Source organism: Luteibacter sp. UNCMF366Tsu5.1 (assembly GCF_900119235.1).
Lineage (GTDB): Bacteria > Pseudomonadota > Gammaproteobacteria > Xanthomonadales > Rhodanobacteraceae > Luteibacter > Luteibacter flocculans.
In genome coordinates this window covers 121,737-144,873 of record NZ_FPIS01000003.1, presented here as the reverse complement: position 1 = coordinate 144,873, position 23,137 = coordinate 121,737, and the positions used below count along the sequence as shown (strand labels likewise).

Sequence of the window (23,137 nt, the reverse complement as noted above, 5' to 3'; positions counted from 1 at the left end):
GACATACGGACGTGGTTGAGAAGCATAGGATGGGGCCGAGCGGCCTCTTGCAGGATGGCGTCACGACGGACTCAATGACGCAAATCGACGAAATCTGGTACGCGAGTGCGCGTTCAGAGTTATCGAGAATGAATGTCCCGCGCCTCATTAATGTGGGCAACCCGCACGTAAGGATCTTCTTTGCCAACTTTGACGGCACTGGGAACGATCTTCACGCCGATCCAGAACATTCCACCAATGTCGGCGACCTACACGCACAACTTGAAGTCATTGCAGAAAGAGATGCCCGAATATCGTCCCGCTACCTCCCAGGTCCGGGTACCCAGGGCAACCCGTTCACCCGTGTTTGGGATGGAGCTACCGGCAATACCTACGATGATCGGGTGCAAAGGATGTACGAGTTGCTCGTCAGGGAGGCGAGAGCTTGGAAGCAAGAAGACCCCCAAGCCGACATCCGCATCATCACCACCGGATTCAGCCGCGGCGCCGAGCAAGCCGCTGGCTTCTCGCGCATGGTTCACGAGCGCGGCATTCAGGACATCAAGGGTCTGACATCGAAGACCATTGGCAGCAAAGACATCGCCTGGATTCTTCCGCCACTCGTGCCGCCGGGCCGCACACCCATCAGTGAAGTGCTCTTCGATCCTGTGGGTACCGGTCGCCCGAGGGATCACGATCGCACGCTGCCGTCGTCGGTGGTGTCCGGCTTGCAGATCGTGGCGCGCGACGAGCGTCGCAATTCGTTTCCGTCGACGCAGATCATTCCCCAGGGACATTCCAGCGACGGGCGCTTTCTCGGCGTCACGGTGCCGGGCTCGCATTCGGACATCGGTGGCAGCTATCACCTCGACGGCTTGTCCATTCTCAACTTCAACCTCGCGGCGGATTTCATCAATGCGCATAGCGATGTGCCGTTGGTCGTCAAGCAAGGCGAGCCGAAGGACCCTCGGCGCTACGTGATTCATCATTCCGAGGAACACCTGCCGATCTATCGCACCTCGCGCTTCGATGACGATGGCCTGCGCGACGTCATGGGAGCGCAGGTGTCGCCGCCGAATTGCCGCCTGGTCCAGGTGTGTGCCCTGCCCGAACCTCTCGATCCCGCCTTGCAGGTGCGTATCGGCGAACGCCATCCCGTCACCATTGGACCCGTGCCGCCGTCGGACCCTGCGGACATCGTGGCGGCCATGGAGGCCTCGGCACGTGCGTCTCGTGATGTCGAGACCCAGACGCCGGAGACCACGACACCCGAACGCTCGACACGCGAGCCCTCCCCCGCGCCGCTGCTCCCCGGTCTCGGGGCGCTCAACGAAAGGCCCCAAGTACCCCTCCGTCTCGATCCCATAGATGCCGACCCGGTATCGCCACCTGCCGCGCACATCGAAGCGAGGCCTCTACGGCACGGCATGCAAGGGGCCGACGTCGCCGCGCTGCAAGGTCAGCTCGCTCAGCTGGGTTTCACCGACGCCCGTGCCCGCCCGCTTCCCGCGGACGGTGTCTTTGGCGACTTCACCCAGGCGGCGGTGGAGGTATTTCAGGTCGAACGCGGGCTGCAGGTGGACGGCATCGTCGGCCCTGAGACGCGCACGGCGATCGCCGAGGCCACTCTCGATCAGGCGCGTTCCATGACAGCGCAGCAGCGTGGCGTCGAGCGGCCGCAGCCACACGATGCCGTATCGAACGATCGCACCGACTGGCCCGCCGCATGGCCCGAGCCGACGCTGTTCCCGTCATCGCCCGCTGCATCGTCGCCGTCGTCGCCGCCACCTGCTCGCCAAGAACCCGAGCCGGATACACCACCACTCGCTGCCGGACCGCGGAACGCCAGCGACCCCCGCCATCCCGAAAGCTCGACCCACGTGCTCTACAACGCATTGCGCGAATACATACCGGATGCATCGGAGGATCGTCTGCTGCAGTTCACCGCGGCCTGTCACGAAAGCCAAATCACCGCTCGGAATCTCAGCGACATCCGCCTCGACGAAGACGCCTTGACGATCAGCTTCCGAGGCGACGGTTGGATGGCGCTGCCGGTGACGGTGGACCTCAAGCAGTCACCGCAGCCTGAAGAGGCCATCCAGAAGATCGAGCAGTTCGATCAATGGAAGGTGCAGGCGCACGAGGTGGCGCAGAGCGCGCAGCTAGCGCAGCAGGGTCCGCTGCGCTGAGCCATGGAGTGGCCCGCGCGGGTGCCGGTAGGTGCGTACTTGACCGAGCCGTCACACGCGTTCGACCGCCAGGGCTGAACGATGGGGCTCCGTTCGCCAGAGGAAGCCGCGATGAAGACTCGCCGCGTCTACAGCACGCCTGACATCCAGAGCGCCCGCACTGCCCTTGGCGCCGCCCGCCAGGCGGGCATTCCCGACGACGATCTCTCCCTCGTCGCCCGCCACGACATCGAGCTCGACGTCATCCCAGAAGACCGCAAGGATGATCATTCGGATTTCATGCCAGCCGCCGTGCGGGGTCTGGCGCAAGGCGGCGCCACCGGTCTGCTGGCCGGTCTCGTGGCCCTGGCCATCCCGCCCCTGGGCGTGACCTTGGCAGGCGCGGTGGCGGTCGGTGCGGCAGGTGCGGCCGTTGGCGCCTGGTCGGGCGCGTTGATGGGCTCGGCGGTACCCGATCCGGTACGACGCAAGTTCGAGGACGAGATCGAAGGAGGACGCATCCTGTTGGTCGTCGATGGCGACGGAGAGGTGGGCGAACGCGCGGATATGGCCGTGGTTGCCACCGGCGCCACGCCACTGCCGTTCGAGCAACCGACCGCGCTCAGTTGAGCGTGGCCCTCACAGTTCGATGATGCCGCGCCGGAGCGCGATCGCGACAGCGTGAGTACGGTCGTTGGCCTGAAGCTTCGCCAGGATGCTCTTCATGTGCGCCTTGACGGTTTCCTCGGCGATGCCGAGGGCGCCTGCCACGTCGCGGTTGGCTTCGCCGCGGGCCACATGCGTGAGCACCTGGGTCTCGCGCGGTGTCAGCTCGTCGTCTTCCGCGTGCCCGGCCATTTCCTGGGCGATCTCGTCAGGTACGCGCCGCTTGCCTTCCATGATCTGGTGGATCGTGGCGAGCATGTCCTTGCGCAGTTCGCTCTTCAGCAGGTAGCCCTGCGCGCCCGCGCGGAACGCGCGGAGCGCCTGGACGTCGCCGCGGTAGGTCGTCAGCACGAGGATCCGCGCGTCCGGGAATTCGGCGCGAATGGCTTCGATGGCCGCGATGCCACCCATGCCTGGCATTTGCAGGTCCATGAGCGTGAGATCAGGCCGGTGCTCGCGGTAGCGCTCGATCGCTTCCTCACCGGTGCTGGCCTCGGCGATCAGTTCCAGCGACTCGTGGCCTTCGATAACGGCGGCGATGCCCTCGCGCAACAGGGGGTGGTCGTCAACGGTCAGGATGCGGATGGACGGCATGGGACGCACGCGGGAAACTCGGGAGGATCGAGTATCGCGCAAAGCCATCCGTGCCCGCTTGCACGGAAACCCGAAGACACATCCTCCACTTCTTCCCTGGGAGCATCGCTGGCATGGCGACGAACAAGGCTCGGGCAAAGGCATCCGCGGCGGGCGCGATCCGCACCGGCATGGGCGGCTGGGTGTTTCCGCCGTGGCGCGGCGTGTTCTACCCCGAAGGCCTGGTGCAGAAGCGCGAGCTTGAATACGCCAGCCGTCAGGTGCGAGCCATCGAGATCAACGGCACCTACTATCGGGCGCCGGACCCCTCCACCTACGAAAAGTGGGCCGCGGAGACGCCGGACGGCTTCGTCTTCTCCGTGAAGGCGCCCCGCCACATCGTGCAGACACGCGTTTTGGCCGGCACGGGACGACGCATCGCCGACTTTATCGATGGCGCGGTGGCGCTCGGCGATCGTCTGGGTCCGCTGCTCTGGCAGTTTCTGCCCACGCGCCGGTTCGACCCTGACGACATCGCAGCTTTTCTCGATCTGCTCCCCGAAAAGCATGCGGGCGTGCCACTGCGTCACGCGGTGGAAGTGCGCCATGAAAGTTTCATCGACCCACGCTGGATCGAGCTGGCGCGCGAGCGTGGTGTCGCCACGGTCTTCACCGATTCGCCGAAGTACCCGTCGCTCGCCGATCTCACGGGCCCGTTCGTGTACGCGCGCCTGATGCGCAGCGAATCCGACGAGAAGGCCGGCTATCCGACCCGTGCGTTGAAAGGTTGGGCCAAGCGTGCCATGGCGTGGGCAGGCGGCGACGACCCCGAAGATCTTCCGCACGTGGGCGCTGCCACAGCCGACGGTACGCGTCGCGACGTCTTTGTCTATTTCATCTCGGCGGCCAAGGAACGCAACCCGGCCGCCGCGGTCGCGCTCGCCAAGCTCGTCCGCGGCGCATAATCTCACCCTTTCCTCGACCGGATACCCCATGGATCGTCTTATCCAGAACACCCTGATCGATCTCTTTGCCGATCACGGCATCCAGCTCGAAGCCGACGAAGACTGGCTGCTGACCGAAGGCGAGGACTTCCCTGCGATTCGCGGCATCTGGCACGAAGGCAAAGACGGCGGCATGGGTCGCCTGGACATCGACATCGTGCTGGACGAGGAACGCACCATCGAGGAAAGCTTCGGCGGTGTGGGTGGGGGCAAGGCTGGTTGCCGCGACGCCCTCGACGCCTTTGCGCGCAACGACTTCCACGTGGTGCTCGCCGCGTGCTGGCATACGGTGAATGCAGAAAAAGTGGCCGTGCGCGAGCTGGCTGTCGGCATGCATCGTTTCACCGTCTACGTGGGCGACTTCACCCTGCGCGGCGACGAAGGTGCGCCGATGGACATACCCGAGGACGCGCTGTCGGCACTGGATGCTGCCATTACCACGGCACCGCTCAGCGAAGACGTGCATTGGATACGCGTGTTCTACGGCAACGTCGGTGACGGCCGCACGCAGGTGGAAGTGCTGCTGGACAACGAGCCCTGGACCGCGGGTCTCAAGGCCATCGTCTCGGCCGACTGGCCGCAGCACGAGCGCTACTACAGCCTGCGCAACCTCATCGCGCTGGTCCCTGCGGACTGAACCAGCGTTTCCGGCGCGGTGATTACGCGCGCGCCGATCCTTCCCACGCTTCCGGCACCATGATCGCGAACAGGCCGTCTCGCTGCGCCCGGCGACCGAGGCGCAGCACCTCCGCGTCGCGCGAAAACAGCGTGCCTGCGCCCGATGTTGCGGCGAGTTCGAGAAACTTCTGATCGTCGGGATCGCGACAACGTGGCAGACCCACCGGTGCCGGCAACGTGGGTAGCATGAGGGTCTGCGCGTCGTAACGGGCCAGTGCCTCCGCGCGCCGCGCGTCGTCCAGTTTCAGCGTCGGATAGCCGAGCACGGCAATCCATTCGTCACGGCAGTCGGCGCGGGTGACGGCGCCGACCTCGCCCGAGGCCAACGCCGCGGCCAGCGCCGCGGCTCGTGGGTCGGCGAACACGAAGACGTCCAGACAGACGTTGGTGTCGAGAACGACGCGCACCAGGTCAGGCAGCTTCGCGCTGCGCCAGCTCCGCGTGCTGCTCCGCCACGATGGTGTAGGAGCGCTTGCGTGCTTCGTGATCGAAGATCTGCGCAGTGATGATGAGTTCGTTCGCGCCAGTGCGCTCGATGAACGCCGCGAGGCCGTCGCGTACCGTATCGGCCGAGCCGACCACGGCGCACGACAATGCGTGATCCACCTGCGCCTTCTCCATGGGCGTCCACACGCCATCCATCGAATTCACGGGCGGCGGCAACTGCCCCGGCGCACCGCGTCGCAGGTTCCAGAACGCCTGCTGCTGTGACGTAAACAGGCGCCGTGCTTCGTCGTCGGTGTCCGCGGCCACCACGTTGATACCCAGCATGGCGTACGGCGCGGCCAGTGCTTCCGACGGACGGAACATCGTGCGATACACCTCCAGCGCCTTCATCATCAAATCCGGCGCGAAGTGCGAGGCAAAGGCAAACGGCAGGCCCAGCTCCGCTGCCAGTCGCGCGCTGAACAAGCTGGAGCCGAGCAGCCAGATCGGTACGTTGGTATCCATGCCCGGCACCGCGCGCACGGTCTGTCCGGGTTGTTGCGGTCCGAGGAAGAATTGCAGTTCCTGCACGTCATCGGGGAAACGGTCGTCGCTCGGCCCTAGCGCGCGGCGCAAGGCGCGCGCGGTGCCCTGGTCCGTGCCCGGTGCGCGGCCCAGCCCCAGATCGATGCGCCCCGGATACAACGAGGCCAGCGTGCCGAACTGCTCGGCGATCACCAGCGGCGCGTGGTTGGGCAACATGATGCCGCCCGACCCGACACGGATGGTCTTCGTCGCTTCGGCCACGTAGCCGATCACGATGGACGTGGCGGCGCTGGCGATGCCCGTCATGTTGTGGTGCTCGGCCAGCCAGTAGCGATGAAAGCCAAGAGCTTCCGCGTGAATGGCGAGATCGCGCGTATTACGCAACGCGTCGCCAGGCGTGGCGCCACGAACGACGGGGGACAGGTCGAGCACGGAGAACGGAATCATCCGGAAACACCTCGAAGGGAGCGGCGGACGTTCCGCCAATGCGTTTCACATGGGCGCAGGGGGCGGCATTGCAACCCCAAAGGGTGCGTGGAGGAAACAATCCGTTCCGTGGAGCGATGCGCCACAGCCGATGGGGAGGAGGAAAATACACCCATCCACTCATCCAGTCCGGTAATCCCGGGGGAGCACCACATGATCGACGTCCGCCATTTCGACAGCCTGGGCGGTGCCAACCACGGTTGGCTCGACGCGAAGCATCATTTCTCGTTCGCCTCGTATCACGATCCGAAGCGCATGGGCTGGGGCGCCCTGCGGGTGTGGAACGACGACACCATCGCTCCGGGCACCGGTTTCCCGCCGCACCCCCATGCGGACATGGAGATCATCACCTACGTTCGTGAAGGCGCGATCACCCACGAGGACAGCCTTGGCAACAAGGGGCGTACCGAAGCGGGCGACGTGCAGGTGATGAGCGCCGGCACCGGCATCCGCCATGCCGAGTACAACGCCGAGCCGGGCACCACGCGCATCTTCCAGATCTGGATCATTCCGGATGGTGAGCGCAAGGCGCCGTCGTGGGGCACCCGCCCGTTCCCGAAGGGCGAGCGCTCGGGTCGCTTCGTGACCCTGGCCAGTGGCGTGGAAGGCGACGGCGACGCATTGCCGATCCGCACTGACGCGCGCGTGCTGGGCGCCAGCGTGAAGGCCGGCGAGACCGTGGAATACACACTCGCCCCGGGTCGCTATGCGTATCTCGTGCCGGCCACCGGCCACGTGGAAGTCAACGGCGTGGCACTGAACGCCCGGGACGGCGCCGCAATCCGCGACGAAGCGACGTTGCGCATCACGGCCAGCGAGAACGCGGAGCTGGTGCTGGTCGACACCGTCGCCTGATGAGCGTCGGCGGTGAGGGGCGCTGAGGGTATGCTGTGGGTCATGACGACCCACAGCGTTTCCTACCTCGACAACCCGATCCTCGATACCGATAGCTACAAGGCGAGCCACTGGCTGCAGTACCCGCCGAATACGGACGCCACGTTTTTCTATGTGGAGTCGCGCGGCGGTACCTATGACCGCACGCTGTTCTTCGGTCTACAGGCCGTGTTGAAAGCGCGCCTCGAACGCCCCGTGACCCATGCGGACGTGGACGAGGCGCGCGACTTCTTCGCCGCACACGGCGAACCGTTCAACGACGAAGGCTGGCGATACATTGTCGATACGCATGGCGGTCGGCTGCCGGTGCGCGTGCGCGCGGTGCCGGAAGGCAGCGTCGTGCCCACGCATCAGGCGCTGGTGACCATCGAATCCACCGATCCGCGCACCTACTGGTTGCCTTCGTATCTCGAGACACGACTGCTGCGCCTCTGGTATCCGGTCACGGTCGCCACCACGAGCTGGCACGCGCGGCAGACCATTGCGCATTACCTCGACACGACCTCCGACGATCCCGCCGCACAGATCCCATTCAAGCTGCACGACTTCGGTGCGCGTGGCGTATCGAGTGCGGAATCCGCCGGGCTTGGCGGCATGGCCCATCTGGTCAATTTCCTGGGTACCGATACCGTGTCCGGCGTGCTCGCGGCGCGTGCCTATTACGGTGAACCGATGGCGGGCTTCTCGATTCCCGCCGCCGAGCACAGCACGATCACGAGCTGGGGCCGCGACCACGAAGTGGACGCGTACCGGAACATGCTTCGGCACTTCGCGAAGCCCGGCTCGCTGGTGGCCGTGGTTTCCGACAGCTACGACATCTATCACGCGATCAAGGAACACTGGGGCAAGACCTTGCGCGACGAGGTGATCGCTTCGGGCGCTACCGTGGTCGTACGACCGGATTCCGGCGATCCCGTGGAGGTGGTGCACCGCTGCGTCAGCCTGCTCGACGAGGCCTTCGGCAGTACCGTCAACGGCAAGGGTTACCGCGTGTTGAACCACGTGCGCGTGATCCAGGGCGACGGGGTGAATCCGGACAGCATTCGAGCGATTCTCGAACGCATCACCACGGCCGGCTACTCGGCCGACAACCTCGCCTTCGGCATGGGCGGCGCGTTGCTACAGAAACTCACCCGCGACACGCAGAAGTTTGCGTTGAAGTGTTCTGCGGCGCGCGTGGATGGCGCATGGCGCGACGTCTGGAAAGATCCGGTCACCGACCAGGGCAAGCTTTCCAAGCGCGGGCGCATGACGCTGCTGCATCACCGCGAAAGCGGTACCTATCGCACCGTGCCCCTGCCGGGCGATGCGATCGCTATGCCGCCCGAGGCCATCGAACCGGGCTGGGAGGAAGCGATGGTCACGGTGTGGGAGAACGGTGAGCCGGTTCGCGAGTGGTCGTTCGCGGACGTGCGCGAACGCGCTGCGGCGGGCGGCTGACACGCCACCTTGGAGGCAATGAATATTGACCCGCCGGTGGGAACTTGCCGGTGGGAGCCAGCCTGCTGGCGAAAAGCCAACGAAGCGTTGTAGCAGCAAGGCAAGTCCCAATCGCCAGCAGGCTGGCTCCCACCGTGCTTTGATATTCACCAGCAGGCTGGCTCCCACCCGTGCCCCGATTTTTGCCGGCGCGTTCAGTGGGCCGGAGCGGTTCGCTTCATCAGGCCGTGGGTGAACAGATACGCGGCGGTCTGGTAGTAAGTGATGGCGTCCTTCGCATCTACCGGGTCCATCTTCTCCACCGGCACCGCGTCGCCCGTGCTCTTCTGCGGCAGCATTTCCTTCACCGGCTGGCGCGGTACGAGCGAGGTCAGGCGGTCGCCGTGCAGGTAGCCCAGTTCCTGGTAGGTGCTGAGGAAGGCACGTTCGCGACCCGGTTCCAGTCGGAACAGGTCGTAACCGTAGAAGCGCGACGTGTAGCTGAAGCCGAGCATGCCCAGCAGGGTCGGCGGGATGTCGATCTGACTCATCAGGCGATCCACACGGCCTGCGGGCACGTGCTTGGGCGAGTAGATCAACAGGGGAATGTGATACCGGTCGACCGGCAGGCTGGTCTTGCCGGCGCTGGTGGCGCAGTGATCGGCCGTGATGACGAAGATCGTGTCGTCGAACCAGGGCTTGGTCGCAGCGCGCTTCAGGAAATCGGCAATCGCCCAATCGGTGTACTGCACGGCAGCCCGACGCGAGCCCTGCGGCAGCGACACCCGCCCTTCCGGGAACGTGAACGGCCGATGGTTCGAGGTGGTCATCACGTGCGCGAAATACGGCTTACCCTTCGCGTACGCATCGTCCATGCGCTTCATCACGAGGGTGTAGAGATCCTCGTCCGCCACGCCCCACACGTTTTCCGCATGGATGTCCTTGTCGTCGATGGCGCCGCGATCGACCGCGTTGTAGCCATTGGTCGAGAAGAAGTGATTCATGTTGTCGAAGTAGCCGTAGCCGCCGTAGACGAACTCCGACTCGTAGCCCTTCGCGTTGAACACGTCAGCAAGCGACCAGAGGTTCTCGTTGTCCGGCCGCTTCACGATCGATTCGCCCGGCGTCGGTGGCACCGACAAAGCCAACGCTTCCAGGCCGCGCACCGTGCGCGTGCCGTTGGCGTAGAGCTGGGTGAAGAACAGACTCTTGGACGCCAGCGCGTCGAGGTTCGGCATCAGGTGCTTGTGCTTGCTGACGTCGAGCCCTTCCACGTAGTCGCCGGACAGGCTCTCCACGCTGATGAGCACGACGTTGAGCTTGCGCTCCGGCCGATCCGCGACGATGTTGCGGGTGAGGTTCATCGGGTCGTCGCTGGTGTACGTCGCATCCGGCGTCTTCAGCAGGCTGCGCAGGTTCGCGAACGCCTCCTTGTCCGGCAGCGTGGGGTAGTACTTCGCATAGTCCAGCTCGTTCTCGCGGAACGCGGCGAAGAATTGGTAGATGCCGTTGCCCGCCAGCTCGTTCACGTAGTTGTTGCTGGAGCGGTCCTTCATCGACCCGGTGACCGCAAAGCTCACGGCTACGGTCAGCACCAGCCATACGCCCACCACACCCATGCGGGCGAGGAAGCGCGAGCCGTCGTCGCGCGCGGCGAGCACGCGGCGGCTGAGGAACATCACCAGCAGGGTGCCCGCGAGCAGCAGGGTGCTCCAGGTACCGATCGGGTAAGACTCGCGGATGTTGCCGACCACCTCATGGGTGTAGACGAGGTAATCCACCGCGATAAAGTTGAAGCGGGCGCTGAACTCGCCCCAGAAAACCAGCTCGGCCGCGCCGAGGTAAAGCACGGCGAAGGCCAGCACGAAACACAGACCCAGGAAGATCCGATGCCCCCAGCGCGACAGGTAGGCGCGGCGCGGCAGCAGCCATAACGCCAGCAGCAGCGGCCAGGCGAAGTAGATGTACGTGACCAGGTCGTAGCCGAAGCCGACCAGGAACAGGTAGAGGTACTGGCCCAGGTCGGGCGGTACGTCGTGGCGGGTCTTGATCAGCAGGATGAGCCTGACCAGGAACGCGACGCTGACGAACAGCACGCCGAACCACACGAGCGGCCGGAAACGCTGGCGCAGCGCGCCGGGAACCGAAGAAGCAGGACGCATGGACCCTCACGAGACGAAAACCGGCCAGAAGCGGGCACGGGGTGCCGAGGAGAGTAAGAACCAGTGCTTACGTCAAGCTTTCCCTAGCCTGAGGACAGGCTTAGTAGACGCGTTGTCGGGGAGCGAAACCAGGGGTTTCGGCGTCCCGGCGGCGTCCCTTCAAGGCCTCGACCGACCACCGCCCCCTCCACACGCGCGCCCCCAAACGGACGACAGCGGACCGGTTCCATGGGCCTGCGCTACACCGCTTGGTTTGATCCTTTCCGTAGATCACCGGGTACGGTGCGACGATACGCGCCAGCCCGCCGCGGTGCGCCACGGTGCGCGCCGGGATGCCCAGTAGGGCCACTAATGTGGCAACCTACACGACCTTACGATTGACCACCCGGAGCCACGGCGCACGTGGAGCACGAGACCAGGACGGAGCTCCCGTCGACCGATCAGACCCAGGCCCGGCGAGCGCTCCACATCGCCTTGCTGCGTCGCGCGGGTGGCCCCCTGCTGTCCGCCGTCCTGCTGTGCCTCGCCTTGTGGGCGCTGCACGCGATGGCCAGCGAAGTCACCTACCGGCAGATCGCCGGATACGTGCACACGCTGCCGAATACGGACATCGGTCTCGCGGTGCTGCTGACCGCCGCCGGCTACGCGGTGATGACTCTCTACGACTGGTTCGGCCTCGCCAGTATCGGGCGTCGCCTGCCGCCGAGACGGGTGGGGCTGATCTCGTTCATCAGCTACGCCTTCTCCAATGCGCTGGGCATGTCGCTGCTGATTTCCGGGTCGATCCGCTACCGCTTCTACGTGCAGGCGGGGCTGAGCACGGGTGAGATCGGCCGCGTCGTCCTCTACACCACGCTGAGCTTCTGGCTCGGGCTGGCCGCCATCACGGGCTGCACGCTGCTGTTGGTCCCCATTCCGCCCGACGTGCCGTTGTCGGGCTTGCGTATTCCCTTGGCGATCGTGCTCGTGCTCGTACCGCTGGCCTGGTTTGCCGTATCCCTGACGGTGCGTCGGCCGCTGAGAGTGTGGCGCTGGACCGTGAGTGCACCGACGCCGATCGTGGCGGCGCGGCAGATCCTCATTGGCGCGCTCGACTGGGGTCTCGCCGCTGGCGTGCTCTACGTGCTCATGCCCGAGGCCATCGCCGGGGGCTTCGGCCATTTCCTGGCGATCTTCGTCGTCGCGCAGATGGCGGGACTCATCAGTCACGTGCCGGGTGGCCTGGGCGTCTTCGAGGCAGTGATGCTGGCGGGCTTCGGCGCCACCGGAAACCAGGGTCTCGAAGCGCCGATCCTCGGTTCGCTCGCCGCATACCGCCTCGTCTATTACCTGCTGCCGCTGTGTGTGGCGACGGTCATGGTGATCTGGCGCGAGGTGCGTGCGTTGCGCCACGCCGCCATGGTCTCGCCGTGGTTCAGCAGCCTGTTGCCTCCGTTCTTCGCCGGCCTGACGCTGGTCTGTGGCGCCGTGCTCCTGTTCTCCGGCGCGACGCTGGCGATTCCCGGCCGCATGGAGATCCTGCGCGGCTTCGTGCCGCTGCCGCTGGTGGAGGTCTCGCATTTCCTTTCCAGCGTGGTCGGCATGCTGTTGCTGATCCTGGCGCGAGGACTGCAACGTCGCCTCGATGCAGCCTACGTGCTGACGCTGGTGCTGTTGATCCTTGGTGCGATTTTCTCGCTGCTCAAGGGCATCGATTACGAAGAGGCCACCCTGCTTTCGCTGCTGGCCTTGGCGCTCGCGCCGGCTCACCGGTATTTCCATCGCCGCGCGTCGTTGTTCCGCGCGAGCTTCTCGCCGGGCTGGATGCTGGCGATCGGTGCCGTGCTCGCCTGTTCCACGTGGCTGGTGTTCTTCAGCTTCAAGCACGTGGAATACAGCAACAACCTCTGGTGGGAATTCAGCTTTCACCACGGCGGCGCACCGCGCGCGTTGCGTGCTCTCGTGGGTGCCACGGCCGTGGTGATGCTGGTAGCGCTCGCCAACCTGATCCGCCCCGCTCGTCCGCGCCGCGCCATGCCGGGCGAGGCCGAGTTCGCCAGGGCCATGCCGCTCATCAAGCAGTTCGACTCCGCGCAGGCGCACCTGGCGCTGGTCGGCGACAAGATGCTCATGTTCGCCCCCGGCGACAGCGCCTTCATCATGTATGACATCGAGGGGCGCAGCTGGGTCGCGATGGGCGATCCCGTCGGCAACGACGAAGACGCGCGGCGCGAGTTGGTGTGGACCTTCCGCGAGAACTGCGAGCGTGCCGGCGGCTGGCCGCTCTTCTACCAGGTGCGTCCGCAGGACCTCGACCTGTATCTCGATGTCGGCATGAACCTGCTCAAGATCGGCGAAGAGGCGCGCGTGCGCCTCGACCAGTTCAATCTCGAGGGCAAGTCGAAGAAGACCTTGCGCGGCACGGTCAACAAGCTGTCGCGCGACGGCCTGCGCATGGAAATCGTGCCGATCGAACGCGTGCCGGCGCTGCTGCCGCGTCTCAAGGCGATTTCCGATGCCTGGATGCGCGACAAGAAAGTGCGCGAAAAGCGCTTCTCGCTCGGTCTGTTCGACGAGCGCTACCTCTGCCGCACGCCGATGGCAGTGGTCTGGCAGGGTGAGGAGCCTGTTGCCTTCGCCAATGTCTTCGTGACCGAGACCAAGGAAGAAGCCTCGGTCGATCTGATGCGCCACCTTCCCGAAGGCCCCTCCGGCATCATGGATTTTCTGTTCATCGAATTGATGGTCTGGGCGAAGGCCGAAGGCTATCGCTGGTTCAATCTCGGCATGGCGCCGCTTTCCGGTCTGCAGAACCGGCGTACGGCGCCGTTGTGGAGTCGCTTCGGTGCGATGGTCTTCGGACGCGGCGAGCGCTTCTACAATTTCCGCGGCCTGCATCGCTACAAGGACAAGTTCGATCCGGAATGGGAGCCGCGCTACATCGCGGTGCCGGGGGGTATCGCTTTGCCGCTGGCACTGGCGAACGTCGCGAGCCTCATTTCCGGCGGACTCGGCGGCGTGGTGCGTCGATGAAGGCCTCGTCGCGGAAAATCGTTCGCCGCGGGCTGCTCGGCCTCGCCGCGCTGCTCGTGCTGGGCTTGCTGGCATGGCATCCGTGGACGCGTGCGTCGATGGAGAAGTCCACCGTCGAGTTGCCGGCATTGAAGGAACCGCCGACCGGCGAGGAAGACCTGCTCGTGGTGATCTACTCGGGCGACGGCGGCTGGTGGGATCTCGATCAACGTCTCGGTGCCGTGTTCACGCAGCGCGGTATTCCGGTCGCGGGCGTCAGCACGTTCAAGTACTTCTGGCGTTACCGCTCGCCCGACGAATCCGCCCACGATCTCGATGGTCTGCTGGATCGATACACCCGCCAGTGGAACAAGCGTCGTGTGCTCCTCATCGGTTACTCGTTCGGCGCCGACGTGCTGCCCACTATCGTCGGCAAGCTGCGTCCGGACAATCGCGACCGGTTGAGCCAGCTCGTGTTGCTTTCCGCCAGCCGCGACGTGAACTTCGAGATCGAGCTGGAGGGGTACATGCAGCAAGGCTGGTGGACCACCCACACGCACAACTTCCTGCAGTGGCTGAATCCGGTGGTGCATACCGACGCCATGCCGCCCATTGCCGCGCTGGCGGGTCGTCCACCCATGGCGTGCTACTACGGCGCCGAGGATGCGGACGACAGCGGCTGCACCGATCCGAAGCTGCCGTCGTTCGTTACGGTTTATCGCAAGCCGGGTTCGCACCACTTCGACGAGGACTACGAGAAGCTGGCGACGGAACTGATCCAGCGGATGCCCGGACATCACGCGGATACCGCATCGCCCTAACTCGGAAGACCGTCGCGTCTTCGCGAATGTGAAGAGGTGTCACAGAACGTTCACTGCTGCGCCACCGAAAATTTCGGTTCGCAGGCCCAACCTGTCCTTCCGGGCGGGAGCGCGGCAGGAGACGAGTGATGCAGAACGACACGAAGAAACGGGATTACGGCTCATCTGATGCCGCGCAGTTGCGCAGCCTGGCGAGCCGCGGCGTCAACGTCCCGCAGCCGACCCGACCGCCGTTACGCGAGAGCCGTCGCGAGCGCCCCGCTTCGCGCGGCCCCGGACGGAGCCGCTCAGCCGAAGGTGCGCCTTCTCCCACGCGGTGAAGGTAAATCGGCACTAATTTTAAGAATTCTCCTATATCCGTCGGCACCTGACCTACGCAAGATTAGGTCCGTGCCCCGCCTGGATGCCCAGGCGAGGCAAACGAATCGCCGATGACCGATCCGACGGCAGGATGCCGTCCGTCCCTAGCGCAAGGATCGATCCCCCCCTTCATCGGCGATAACGCCGCGCCGGCTATGCCGGGCCGCGTTGGGGCGGCTCAAGCCGCCGGACCCAGGGACGGTCACCATGGCCCCCCGCGTGAGCGTGGGGGCCATGTTTTTTCTGGCCAAGCCGAGCGACCTCGCGGGCTTCGCCTCGAACCCGGTTAATTCTTGGGGTTGCCAAAGAAGACGGACAGTCCCAAGCCGGCCCTCACCGACGGGCCGTGTCGCCCGACGCGGTGCAGGGCATACGCGTCCAATTGCATGTGATCGCCCAGCGTGTAGGCCATGCCGCCGCCGAGCTGAAGTTCGTTGCCATCTTCGGCGTCGTGGATGGCGTCCGCTTCCACGTAGGCAACCACGTTCTCGCCGAATTTGCGCCCGAACGTCGGCGCCAGCGTCCACGTGTTGCGTCCCTTGAGTCGGTCGACGTTTGCGTAAAGCGTGTTCTGGATGACCTTGTCCGGCTGCCACTGCATGGTCGCGCCCAGGCTCACCTGGCGCGCGCCGTTGCCGAAGTCGCTGTCGCCGTTGGCGAAGGTCACCTGGCCCAGGGCGGCCCAACTGAAAGCGCCTGCATCGCCCGAGCCGCCCGGCGCCCACTTCACGCCCACGCTGCTGTCACCGTGGCCAACCGCGTGGCGGCGCGATCCCTGGCCCCGCTCTTCCAGGCGGTTCCACGCCGACCCGCCCACCTGCAGCTCGACAGGGCCACCGAGACCCACGCGAATGAGGCTATCCGCGGTGTACGTGCGATCCAGGTAACCGTCGTCGCGCTGCCGCTCGTAGGTCGGCAGGCCCTGCTCCAGCGCCACGGTGCCCACTGGTAGCACCGTCGTGGCAAAGCCCGCGCCGGGACGATCGAAGTCCGGAGGGTCGGCATGGGCGCCCGTCGCGACGAGGACGGTGGCGACGGCGACGAAGACGACGAGAGCATGGCGAAAGGTCATGCCGCGCATTGTGGCGATGCGCTGTCGCCATGGCGTGCAGATAACCACAGTGGTAGCCGCCGGTGGGAGCCAGCCTGCTGGCGATAAGCCAACGAAGCGGTGTAGCGGTGAGGCAAGTTCTCATCGCCAGCAGGCTGGCTCCCACCGGCAAGTCTTCCTCTCCGCCATGGCGTCTCCCACAAACAGCTCCCCCAATCGGCTACCACACGCCGCTACCGCAAGCGGGTGCGAGCCCCCGTCAGGGGGCCTTCGCCGTCGGGAAGCTTTCGGGAAGGGTCAGCGACGTTTCCGTGGCGACATCGGTGGCGGAGCGGGCCAGCTTGACGCTGTAGCTGCCTGCCGCGACCTGCCAGCGCTTCGCCTTGTCGTCGTAGCGGGCCAGCGCCAGCGGTTCCAGCGGAATGTCCACGCGCTGGCTGGCGCCCGGCTTCAGCGATACCTTGCTCCAGCCCGCCAGGCGCCGCGTGCTGGCGCCGGGTGCCGTGACGTAGATCTGCGGGACGTCGGCGCCGGCGACCTTGCCCGTGTTCTTCACCGTAACGTGCGCGACCGGGTGACCGCTCGCATCCTTGTCCACCGAGAACTCGCTGTAGGCGAAGCTCGTGTACGTCAGGCCGTACCCGAAGGCGAACAGCGGCTCGCGCTTGGTCTTCTCGAACCAGCGGTAGCCCACATCCGCGCCTTCGATGTTGTAGTCGACGTTGTCCGCAGGCTTTTCCTTGGAATACAGCCCCGCGCCCGCGATGGTCGTGCGAGGCAATTGCGACTCGTCCTTCGGCCAGGTTAGCGGCAGGCGGCCAGATGGCGCGCTTACGCCGTAGAGCAGGCGTGCGATGGCCTCACCGCCACCCGCCCCCGGGTACCACGCCTGCATGACCGCGCCCACGTGATCCAGCCACGGCATCGCCACCGGCCCGTTGGTTTCCAGCACGACGATGGTCTTCGGGTTGGCCTTTGCCACGGCTTCCACCAGGGCGTCCTGCCCGTCCGGCAGGGCGAGGTTCGGGGTGTCGAACGATTCGGCGGCCCACTTCGTGACGAAAACGACCGCGACGTCCGCGTTGGCTGCGGCCTTCGCGGCGGCCGCAGGGTCGGTGCCCTCGTCGAAGCTCACCTTGCCGCCCAGCTTGCGCATGAACGTGAGGGGCGCGGACGCGTGGTATTTGACCGGGCCCGGCCACGCCTTCGGTTCCAGCCCTGGCACGGGATCGCCAGCGACGTCGGACACGGCCGACGACCCGCCACCGGCGAGCACGCCCTTGTCGGCGCGGCCACCGATGACGACGACGGACTGTCCCTTGCGAGCCAGCGGCAGCAACGCGTCCTGGTTGCGCAGCAGCACTGCGCCTGCTTCCAGCGCATCGCGCGCCACGATGCGATCGGCCTCGTAAGGCACCTTGGTCGGCTTCATCGGTTGATCGATGACGCCGTGGGCGAACAGGCTGCGCATGATCCGCTTGACCATGTCGTCCAGACGCGTCTTCGGGAACTGGCCCGCGGCATAGGCCTCGCGCAGGGGCTTGTCGAAGAACACTTCCTTGTCGAAGACCTCGCCGGCCGATTCCTGGTCCAGGCCGGCGAGCGCAGCCTTGGCGCCGCTGTGCACGCCGCCCCAGTCCGACATGACCCAGCCCTTGAACCCCCATTCCTGCTTGAGCACCTGATTGAGCAACCAGTCGTGCTCGCCCGCGTAGGTGCCGTTGACCTTGTTGTACGAGGACATCACCGAGCCCGGATCGCCCTTGGCGATCGCAAGCTGGAAGGCGAGCAGGTCCGACTCGCGCAGCGCGACCGGGTCAATGTCGGCGCTGAGCGTATTGCGGCCGGATTCCAGGTCGTTGATGGCGAAGTGCTTCACCGTGGCGACCACCTTCTGCTCCTGCACGCCCCTCACCGCCGCGCCCGCCATCGTGCCCGCCAGCACCGGGTCTTCGCCCGCGTATTCGAAGTTGCGGCCATTGCGCGGATCGCGAACGAGGTTCACGCCGCCCGCGAGCAGTACGCCGTAGCCCTTGCCGCGCGCTTCGCCGCCGATCATGCGTCCGCCTGCATGCGCTACCGCGGGATCGAAGCTCGCGGCGGTCGCAAGACCGGCCGGCAGCGAGATCGCGCCGAGCCCATCGTTGCCCGGACGGGTAACGCCGAGCCCGGCATCGGTCTCGTTCAGTGCGGCCAGACCGAGGCGAGGTATGGACGGAACGAAGCCCGCGCCCTCCAGGGATTCGGGCGAGTGCGGCGCCTTGTCGTTCTTCTGGCCGAAGTCCGCGCGGATCATCCGGAACTTCTCGTCGTCCGTCATGGCCGCCACGATCAGCTCGGCGCGGCGGTCGGGCGACAGCGAGCGGTCCATCCACGGACGGTCGGCAGGGACGGCGGCGTGGGCCGAGCCGGCAAGGCCGGCGGCGAGGGCAAGAGCGAGAGCGGAGCGGCGCGCGAGGTCGGTCATGGTCACGATTCGTGGCAAGGAATGCCCCACCATCGCGAAGTAACGTTTTCATCGCAACCCGTGAGACGCCGAAGCGTACGCTGGTCGCTTGCCCCGGGGTCGTGCGGACCCCACTTAAGTGATTCAATGAATTCACAAAAGTCGACAACGCTCAGCGCCTTCCATCCCGCCGTCGCCGCGTGGTTCGCGAAGACGTTTCCCGAGCCCACCGCCGCGCAGGTCGCGGCGTGGCCGGCGATCCGCTCGGGCCGCCATACGCTGGTCGCGGCGCCCACCGGCTCGGGCAAGACGCTCACCGCATTCCTTTCCGCCATCGACGATCTCGTGCGTGAGGGCGTGGACGAAGGCGGGCTGCGCGATCGCACCACGATCCTCTACGTGTCGCCGCTGAAAGCGCTGTCGAACGACATTCGCATCAACCTCGAGGCGCCCCTGGCCGGCATCCGCGAAGAACTGCGCGCGCGTGGTCTGCCGGATCTGGAAATCCGCACCGCCGTGCGTACGGGCGACACACCCTCGTCCGATCGCGAGCGGATGAAGCGTCGTCCGCCGCACATCCTGGTCACGACGCCGGAATCGCTTTACGTACTGCTCGGCTCCGAGTCCGGACGCACCATGCTGCGGAACATCCGCGAGGTGATCGTCGACGAAATCCATGCCGTCGCGGGAAGCAAGCGCGGCAGCCATCTCGCGGTCTCGCTGGAACGGCTGGAATGCGTGGCGCAGCGGCGCATCACGCGCATCGGTCTCTCCGCCACACAGAAGCCCATCGAGCGCGTGGCGGCTTTCCTCACCGGCAACGAGCGCGAAGACTGCGCCCTCATCGATATCGGCCACAGCCGCGCGCGCGATCTGGCGCTGGAAGTACCGCCGGTACCGCTCGAAGCGGTGATGTCGAACGACATGTGGCAGTTGGTCTACAACCGGCTCGCCAATCTCGTCGAGCAGCACCGCACCACGCTCGTCTTCGTCAATACGCGCCGCATGGCCGAGCGCATGGCGCGGCATCTTTCCGAACGCCTGGGTAACGATGCGGTGGCCGCGCACCACGGCAGCCTCTCGCGCGAGCAGCGCCTCGACGCGGAGCAACGCCTCAAGCGCGGCGAGCTGCGCGCGCTCGTCGCCACGGCGTCGCTGGAGCTGGGCATCGACATCGGCGATGTGGACCTGGTGTGCCAGATTGCCTCGCCCCGCTCCATCGCGGCGTTCCTGCAGCGTGCCGGTCGTGCCGGCCATGCGGTCGGCGGCACGCCGAAGGCGCGCCTCTTTGCGACCTCGCGTGACGACCTCGTGGAATGCGCCGCCCTGCTCGACTGCGTGCGGCGTGGCGAACTCGACACGCTGATCATCCCGCACGAACCGCTGGACGTACTGGCTCAGCAGATCGTGGCGGAAGTGGCCTGCCAGGAATGGGACGAGGACGCGCTCTACGACCTCGTACGTCGCGCCTATCCGTTCCGCGCACTGAAACGCGAGACCTTCGACGAAACCGTAAGGATGCTGGCCGACGGATTCACCACGCGCGTCGGTCCGCGGGGCTCGTACATTCATCGCGATGCGGTGAACCGACGTCTGCGCGAACGCCGCGGTGCGCGGCTGACGGCGGTCACCTCGGGCGGCACCATTCCCGACACCGGCGACTACAACGTCCTGCTCGAACCGCAGGCGACCGTCGTCGGCACGGTGAACGAAGACTTTGCGGTGGAAAGCCTCGCGGGCGACATCTTCCAGCTCGGTAATCGTTCGTACCGCATCCTGCGCGTGGAGATGGGGCGTCTTCGTGTGGAGGACGCTCAGGGCGCGCCGCCGAACATCCCGTTCTGGCTCGGTGAAGCGCCGGGACGAACGAACGAGCTGTCGCTCGGCGTGTCGCGCCTGCGCGAAGCCCTGTCGGCCGCGTTCGACGAAGGCGGTCGCGAGGCGGCGCTGGCGTGGCTCACGGGCGAGCTGGCCCTGACCAAGGCCGCGGCAGAGCAGATCGTGGATTACCTGTTCCGCGCACGCGCGGCGCTCGGTGCGTTGCCGACGCTCGACACGCTGGTGATGGAGCGCTTCTTCGACGAATCCGGCGGCACCCAGCTCATCATCCATACGCCGTACGGCAGCCGGATCAACCGTGCCTGGGGTCTCGCACTGCGCAAGCGCTTCTGTCGCAAGTTCAACTTCGAGCTACAGGCCGCGGCGACGGAAGACGCCATCGTGCTCTCGCTGTCCACCAGCCACAGTTTCCCGCTCGATGAAGTGGCGCGCTATCTGCACTCGCAGTCCGCCGAGCACGTGCTCGTGCAGGCATTGCTCGATGCGCCGCTGTTCGGGGTGCGCTGGCGCTGGAATGCGACCACGGCGCTGGCGCTGCCGCGCTTTACGGGTGGCAAGAAAGTGGCGCCGCAACTGCAGCGGATGAAGAGTGAGGACCTGCTCGCGACCGTGTTTCCCGATCAGGTGGCTTGCGCGGAAAACCTGGCGGGTGAGCGCGAGGTACCCGATCATCCGCTGGTGAAGCAGACGCTGGACGATTGCCTGCACGAAGCGATGGATTGCGAGGGTCTGCTGGCGATCCTGCGTGGCCTCGAAAGCGGGCGCATTCGCATGGTGGCCCGCGATCTCGCCACGCCGTCGCCGCTCGCTGCCGAAGTGTTGAGCGCGGCACCGTACGCGTTCCTCGACGATGCGCCGCTGGAAGAGCGCCGCACGCAGGCCGTGCAGTCACGGCGCTGGAACGATGCGGAAAGCGCCGACGACCTCGGACGTCTCGATCCGGAAGCCATTGCCTCCGTGCGCGAAGAAGCGTGGCCCGAGGCGCGCAGTGCGGATGAGATGCACGAGGCCCTGGTCCAGCTCGGTGCGGTCACGCTCGACGAAGTGCGCGACAACGCGGGCTGGGCGGCGTTGCTGTCCGCCTTGGCGACGGACGCGCGCGCCACCTTGTTGCGCGCAGGCAATACCTCGCTCTGGGTGGCTGCCGAACGCCTGCCCATCTGGCGCACGATCCATCCGGAAGCGACGCTCACGCCATCCATTGCCGCGCCCGCGGAGTTCGAGGCGCAGGCATGGACGCCGGAGTCGGCACGCGTGGACATCGTGCGTGGACGCCTCGGCGGCCTGGGGCCGGTCTCTGCCGAATCGCTGGCCGCGTCCTTGGGCGTGGCATCGATGGACGTGAATGCAGCGCTCGTGTCGCTCGAAAGCGAGGGTTACGTCATGCGCGGTCCGTTCTCGCCGGGCGCGACGGACACCGAATGGTGCGAGCGGCACCTGCTCGCGCGTATTCATCGCTACACGTTGGGCCGCCTGCGTCGCGAGATCGAACCGGTCGCGCCGCGCGACTTCCTGCGCTTCCTGCTCGACTGGCAGCACGTCACGCGCACCACGCAAGTCGCCGGTCCCGATGCCCTGGCAGGCGTTATCGGTCAGTTGGAAGGTTTCGAGGCGGCCGCCGGCGCGTGGGAATCCGAGCTGCTTCCTGCGCGCGTCACCGACTACAGCATCGGCTGGCTCGACGACCTATGCCGCGCTGGCCGCGTCGTCTGGAGCCGGTTGCGGCTCGGGTCGGGTAGCGGTGGCCCGGTTCGCTCGACGCCCATCGTGCTCTTGCCGAGGCGGCAACTCCCCATCTGGTCCGCTGCCGCCCCCGTGTCTGCCGACGAGGTGTCGCTCTCGTCACGGGCGCAGGCGGTGGTCGATGCACTTCGCGACGAAGGCGCGTTGTTCTTCGACGAGCTGGCGTCCACCACGCGTCTCCTGCGCACGGAGCTGGAAGACGCGCTGGGCGAACTGGTCGCCGCGGGTCGCGTCACGGCCGACAGCTTCGCCGGCCTGCGCGCCTTGCTGCTGCCCGCATCCAAGCGCAACGGCAGCCGGCATCGGCGCACGCGCAGGCATATGCTGAGCGGTATCGAAGATGCGGGGCGCTGGGCGCTCGCGCGTCGCGCGAACGAAACGCGCACCGATGCGGATGGTCTCGAACACATCGCACGCACACTGCTTCGTCGCTACGGTGTGGTGAGCTGGCGCATCCTCGAACGCGAAGCCGCATGGCTGCCGCCATGGCGAGAACTGCGTCGTGTGTATCACCGACTCGAAGCCCGCGGCGAAATCCGTGGCGGTCGCTTTGTCGACGGTCTCGTTGGCGAACAGTTCGCGCTACCCGAAGCGTTGCCTGCGCTCAGGCAGATTCGTCACCGAGTGCACGATGGCGAGATCGTCTGTATTGCGGGCACGGACCCGCTCAATCTCGTTGGCACCATCGTCGTAGGCACCAAGGTACCCGCGACGATAGGCAACCGCATCGCCATTCGCGACGGCATGCCGCTGGCAGCGATGATCGCGGGCAAGTTCGTGACGCTGATGCCGCTGGAAGGCGACGAAGAACGCGAAGCGCGTACCGCCTTGCAACGCAAGGCGGACATGCGGACGCCGATACCATTGTTCTGATATCGGCATACG

The 23,137-nt window shown here is 66.0% G+C and carries 16 protein-coding genes; 10 read left to right on the top strand and 6 right to left on the bottom strand.

From position 1 onward, the window contains the following. Positions 1-29: 29 nt before the first annotated feature. Both BT115_RS14385 and BT115_RS14380 read left to right on the top strand, forming a co-directional pair. The gene (locus tag BT115_RS14385) at positions 30-2,168 is read left to right on the top strand and encodes a phospholipase effector Tle1 domain-containing protein (protein WP_083527498.1); all 2,139 of its coding nucleotides are present in this window, start codon (positions 30-32) and stop codon (positions 2,166-2,168) included. 111 nt (positions 2,169-2,279) lie between these two features. Next, positions 2,280-2,777: a hypothetical protein gene (locus tag BT115_RS14380; RefSeq protein WP_072323318.1), complete on the top strand. Its 498-nt coding sequence runs from the start codon at positions 2,280-2,282 to the stop codon at positions 2,775-2,777. Positions 2,778-2,786: 9 nt separating this feature from the next. Here BT115_RS14380 and BT115_RS14375 read toward each other — a convergent pair whose 3' ends face one another. Then, on the bottom strand, positions 2,787-3,407 hold the full coding sequence (locus BT115_RS14375; protein WP_072323317.1) for a response regulator: 621 nt from the start codon (positions 3,405-3,407) through the stop codon (positions 2,787-2,789). 113 nt (positions 3,408-3,520) lie between these two features. On the opposite strand from BT115_RS14375, the gene BT115_RS14370 reads away from it, so the two are divergent. Further along, a complete protein-coding gene (locus tag BT115_RS14370; protein WP_072323316.1) occupies positions 3,521-4,351 on the top strand; it encodes a DUF72 domain-containing protein in 831 nt (276 codons plus the stop codon). Between the two features lie 28 nt (positions 4,352-4,379). After that, complete coding sequence (locus BT115_RS14365; RefSeq protein WP_072323315.1) at positions 4,380-5,027, top strand: DUF6348 family protein; 648 nt, start codon at positions 4,380-4,382, stop codon at positions 5,025-5,027. Between the two features lie 22 nt (positions 5,028-5,049). Here BT115_RS14365 and BT115_RS14360 read toward each other — a convergent pair whose 3' ends face one another. Together BT115_RS14360 and BT115_RS14355 are read right to left on the bottom strand one after the other, a co-directional pair. Beyond that, a complete protein-coding gene (locus BT115_RS14360; RefSeq protein WP_343124054.1) occupies positions 5,050-5,475 on the bottom strand; it encodes a PIN domain-containing protein in 426 nt (141 codons plus the stop codon). Between the two features lie 4 nt (positions 5,476-5,479). Continuing rightward, positions 5,480-6,487: an LLM class flavin-dependent oxidoreductase gene (locus tag BT115_RS14355; RefSeq protein WP_072323314.1), complete on the bottom strand. Its 1,008-nt coding sequence runs from the start codon at positions 6,485-6,487 to the stop codon at positions 5,480-5,482. A gap of 192 nt (positions 6,488-6,679) precedes the next feature. Here BT115_RS14355 and BT115_RS14350 point away from each other — a divergent pair, with 192 nt between their 5' ends. Together BT115_RS14350 and BT115_RS14345 are read left to right on the top strand one after the other, a co-directional pair. Beyond that, positions 6,680-7,381 carry a pirin family protein gene (locus tag BT115_RS14350; protein WP_072323313.1) on the top strand — a complete coding sequence of 234 codons (702 nt, stop codon included), beginning with the start codon at positions 6,680-6,682 and terminating at the stop codon, positions 7,379-7,381. A 42-nt stretch (positions 7,382-7,423) separates the two neighbouring features. Beyond that, positions 7,424-8,860, top strand: coding sequence for a nicotinate phosphoribosyltransferase (locus BT115_RS14345; protein ID WP_072323660.1), 1,437 nt, complete (start codon positions 7,424-7,426; stop codon positions 8,858-8,860). 194 nt (positions 8,861-9,054) lie between these two features. On the opposite strand, the gene BT115_RS14340 is transcribed toward BT115_RS14345, so the two are convergent. Next, entirely contained in the window at positions 9,055-11,001 is a 1,947-nt protein-coding gene (locus tag BT115_RS14340; protein WP_072323312.1) for an LTA synthase family protein, read from the bottom strand. 402 nt (positions 11,002-11,403) lie between these two features. Here BT115_RS14340 and mprF point away from each other — a divergent pair, with 402 nt between their 5' ends. The 3 genes from mprF (at position 11,404) to BT115_RS18485 (ending at position 15,133) form a co-directional block, all read left to right on the top strand. Beyond that, complete coding sequence (gene mprF / locus BT115_RS14335; protein WP_083527497.1) at positions 11,404-14,013, top strand: bifunctional lysylphosphatidylglycerol flippase/synthetase MprF; 2,610 nt, start codon at positions 11,404-11,406, stop codon at positions 14,011-14,013. Then, positions 14,010-14,813 carry an AcvB/VirJ family lysyl-phosphatidylglycerol hydrolase gene (locus BT115_RS14330; RefSeq protein ID WP_072323311.1) on the top strand — a complete coding sequence of 268 codons (804 nt, stop codon included), beginning with the start codon at positions 14,010-14,012 and terminating at the stop codon, positions 14,811-14,813. Before mprF ends, BT115_RS14330 begins: the two co-directional genes overlap by 4 nt. Before the next feature lie 128 nt (positions 14,814-14,941). Further along, a complete protein-coding gene (locus BT115_RS18485) occupies positions 14,942-15,133 on the top strand; it encodes a hypothetical protein (protein ID WP_143144580.1) in 192 nt (63 codons plus the stop codon). Positions 15,134-15,459: 326 nt separating this feature from the next. Here the strand turns inward: BT115_RS18485 and BT115_RS14325 are convergent, their stop codons facing one another. Together BT115_RS14325 and BT115_RS14320 are read right to left on the bottom strand one after the other, a co-directional pair. Continuing rightward, positions 15,460-16,245 carry a transporter gene (locus BT115_RS14325; protein WP_177257424.1) on the bottom strand — a complete coding sequence of 262 codons (786 nt, stop codon included), beginning with the start codon at positions 16,243-16,245 and terminating at the stop codon, positions 15,460-15,462. A 238-nt stretch (positions 16,246-16,483) separates the two neighbouring features. Further along, complete coding sequence (locus BT115_RS14320; RefSeq protein ID WP_072323309.1) at positions 16,484-18,691, bottom strand: beta-glucosidase family protein; 2,208 nt, start codon at positions 18,689-18,691, stop codon at positions 16,484-16,486. A gap of 126 nt (positions 18,692-18,817) precedes the next feature. Here BT115_RS14320 and BT115_RS14315 point away from each other — a divergent pair, with 126 nt between their 5' ends. Further along, positions 18,818-23,125: a DEAD/DEAH box helicase gene (locus tag BT115_RS14315; RefSeq protein WP_072323308.1), complete on the top strand. Its 4,308-nt coding sequence runs from the start codon at positions 18,818-18,820 to the stop codon at positions 23,123-23,125. The last annotated feature ends 12 nt before the right edge of the window (positions 23,126-23,137 follow it).

Coding starts and splice junctions, on each gene's coding strand:
- BT115_RS14330 (WP_072323311.1), top strand. CDS start 14,010: ATGAAGGCCTCGTCGCGGAAAATCGTTCGCCGCGGGCTGCTCGGCCTC.
- BT115_RS14370 (WP_072323316.1), top strand. CDS start 3,521: ATGGCGACGAACAAGGCTCGGGCAAAGGCATCCGCGGCGGGCGCGATC.
- BT115_RS14315 (WP_072323308.1), top strand. CDS start 18,818: ATGAATTCACAAAAGTCGACAACGCTCAGCGCCTTCCATCCCGCCGTC.
- BT115_RS14380 (WP_072323318.1), top strand. CDS start 2,280: ATGAAGACTCGCCGCGTCTACAGCACGCCTGACATCCAGAGCGCCCGC.
- BT115_RS14375 (WP_072323317.1), bottom strand. CDS start 3,407: ATGCCGTCCATCCGCATCCTGACCGTTGACGACCACCCCCTGTTGCGC.
- BT115_RS14325 (WP_177257424.1), bottom strand. CDS start 16,245: ATGACCTTTCGCCATGCTCTCGTCGTCTTCGTCGCCGTCGCCACCGTC.
- BT115_RS14355 (WP_072323314.1), bottom strand. CDS start 6,487: ATGATTCCGTTCTCCGTGCTCGACCTGTCCCCCGTCGTTCGTGGCGCC.
- BT115_RS14350 (WP_072323313.1), top strand. CDS start 6,680: ATGATCGACGTCCGCCATTTCGACAGCCTGGGCGGTGCCAACCACGGT.
- BT115_RS18485 (WP_143144580.1), top strand. CDS start 14,942: ATGCAGAACGACACGAAGAAACGGGATTACGGCTCATCTGATGCCGCG.
- BT115_RS14340 (WP_072323312.1), bottom strand. CDS start 11,001: ATGCGTCCTGCTTCTTCGGTTCCCGGCGCGCTGCGCCAGCGTTTCCGG.
- BT115_RS14365 (WP_072323315.1), top strand. CDS start 4,380: ATGGATCGTCTTATCCAGAACACCCTGATCGATCTCTTTGCCGATCAC.
- BT115_RS14345 (WP_072323660.1), top strand. CDS start 7,424: ATGACGACCCACAGCGTTTCCTACCTCGACAACCCGATCCTCGATACC.
- BT115_RS14385 (WP_083527498.1), top strand. CDS start 30: ATGGGGCCGAGCGGCCTCTTGCAGGATGGCGTCACGACGGACTCAATG.
- BT115_RS14320 (WP_072323309.1), bottom strand. CDS start 18,691: ATGACCGACCTCGCGCGCCGCTCCGCTCTCGCTCTTGCCCTCGCCGCC.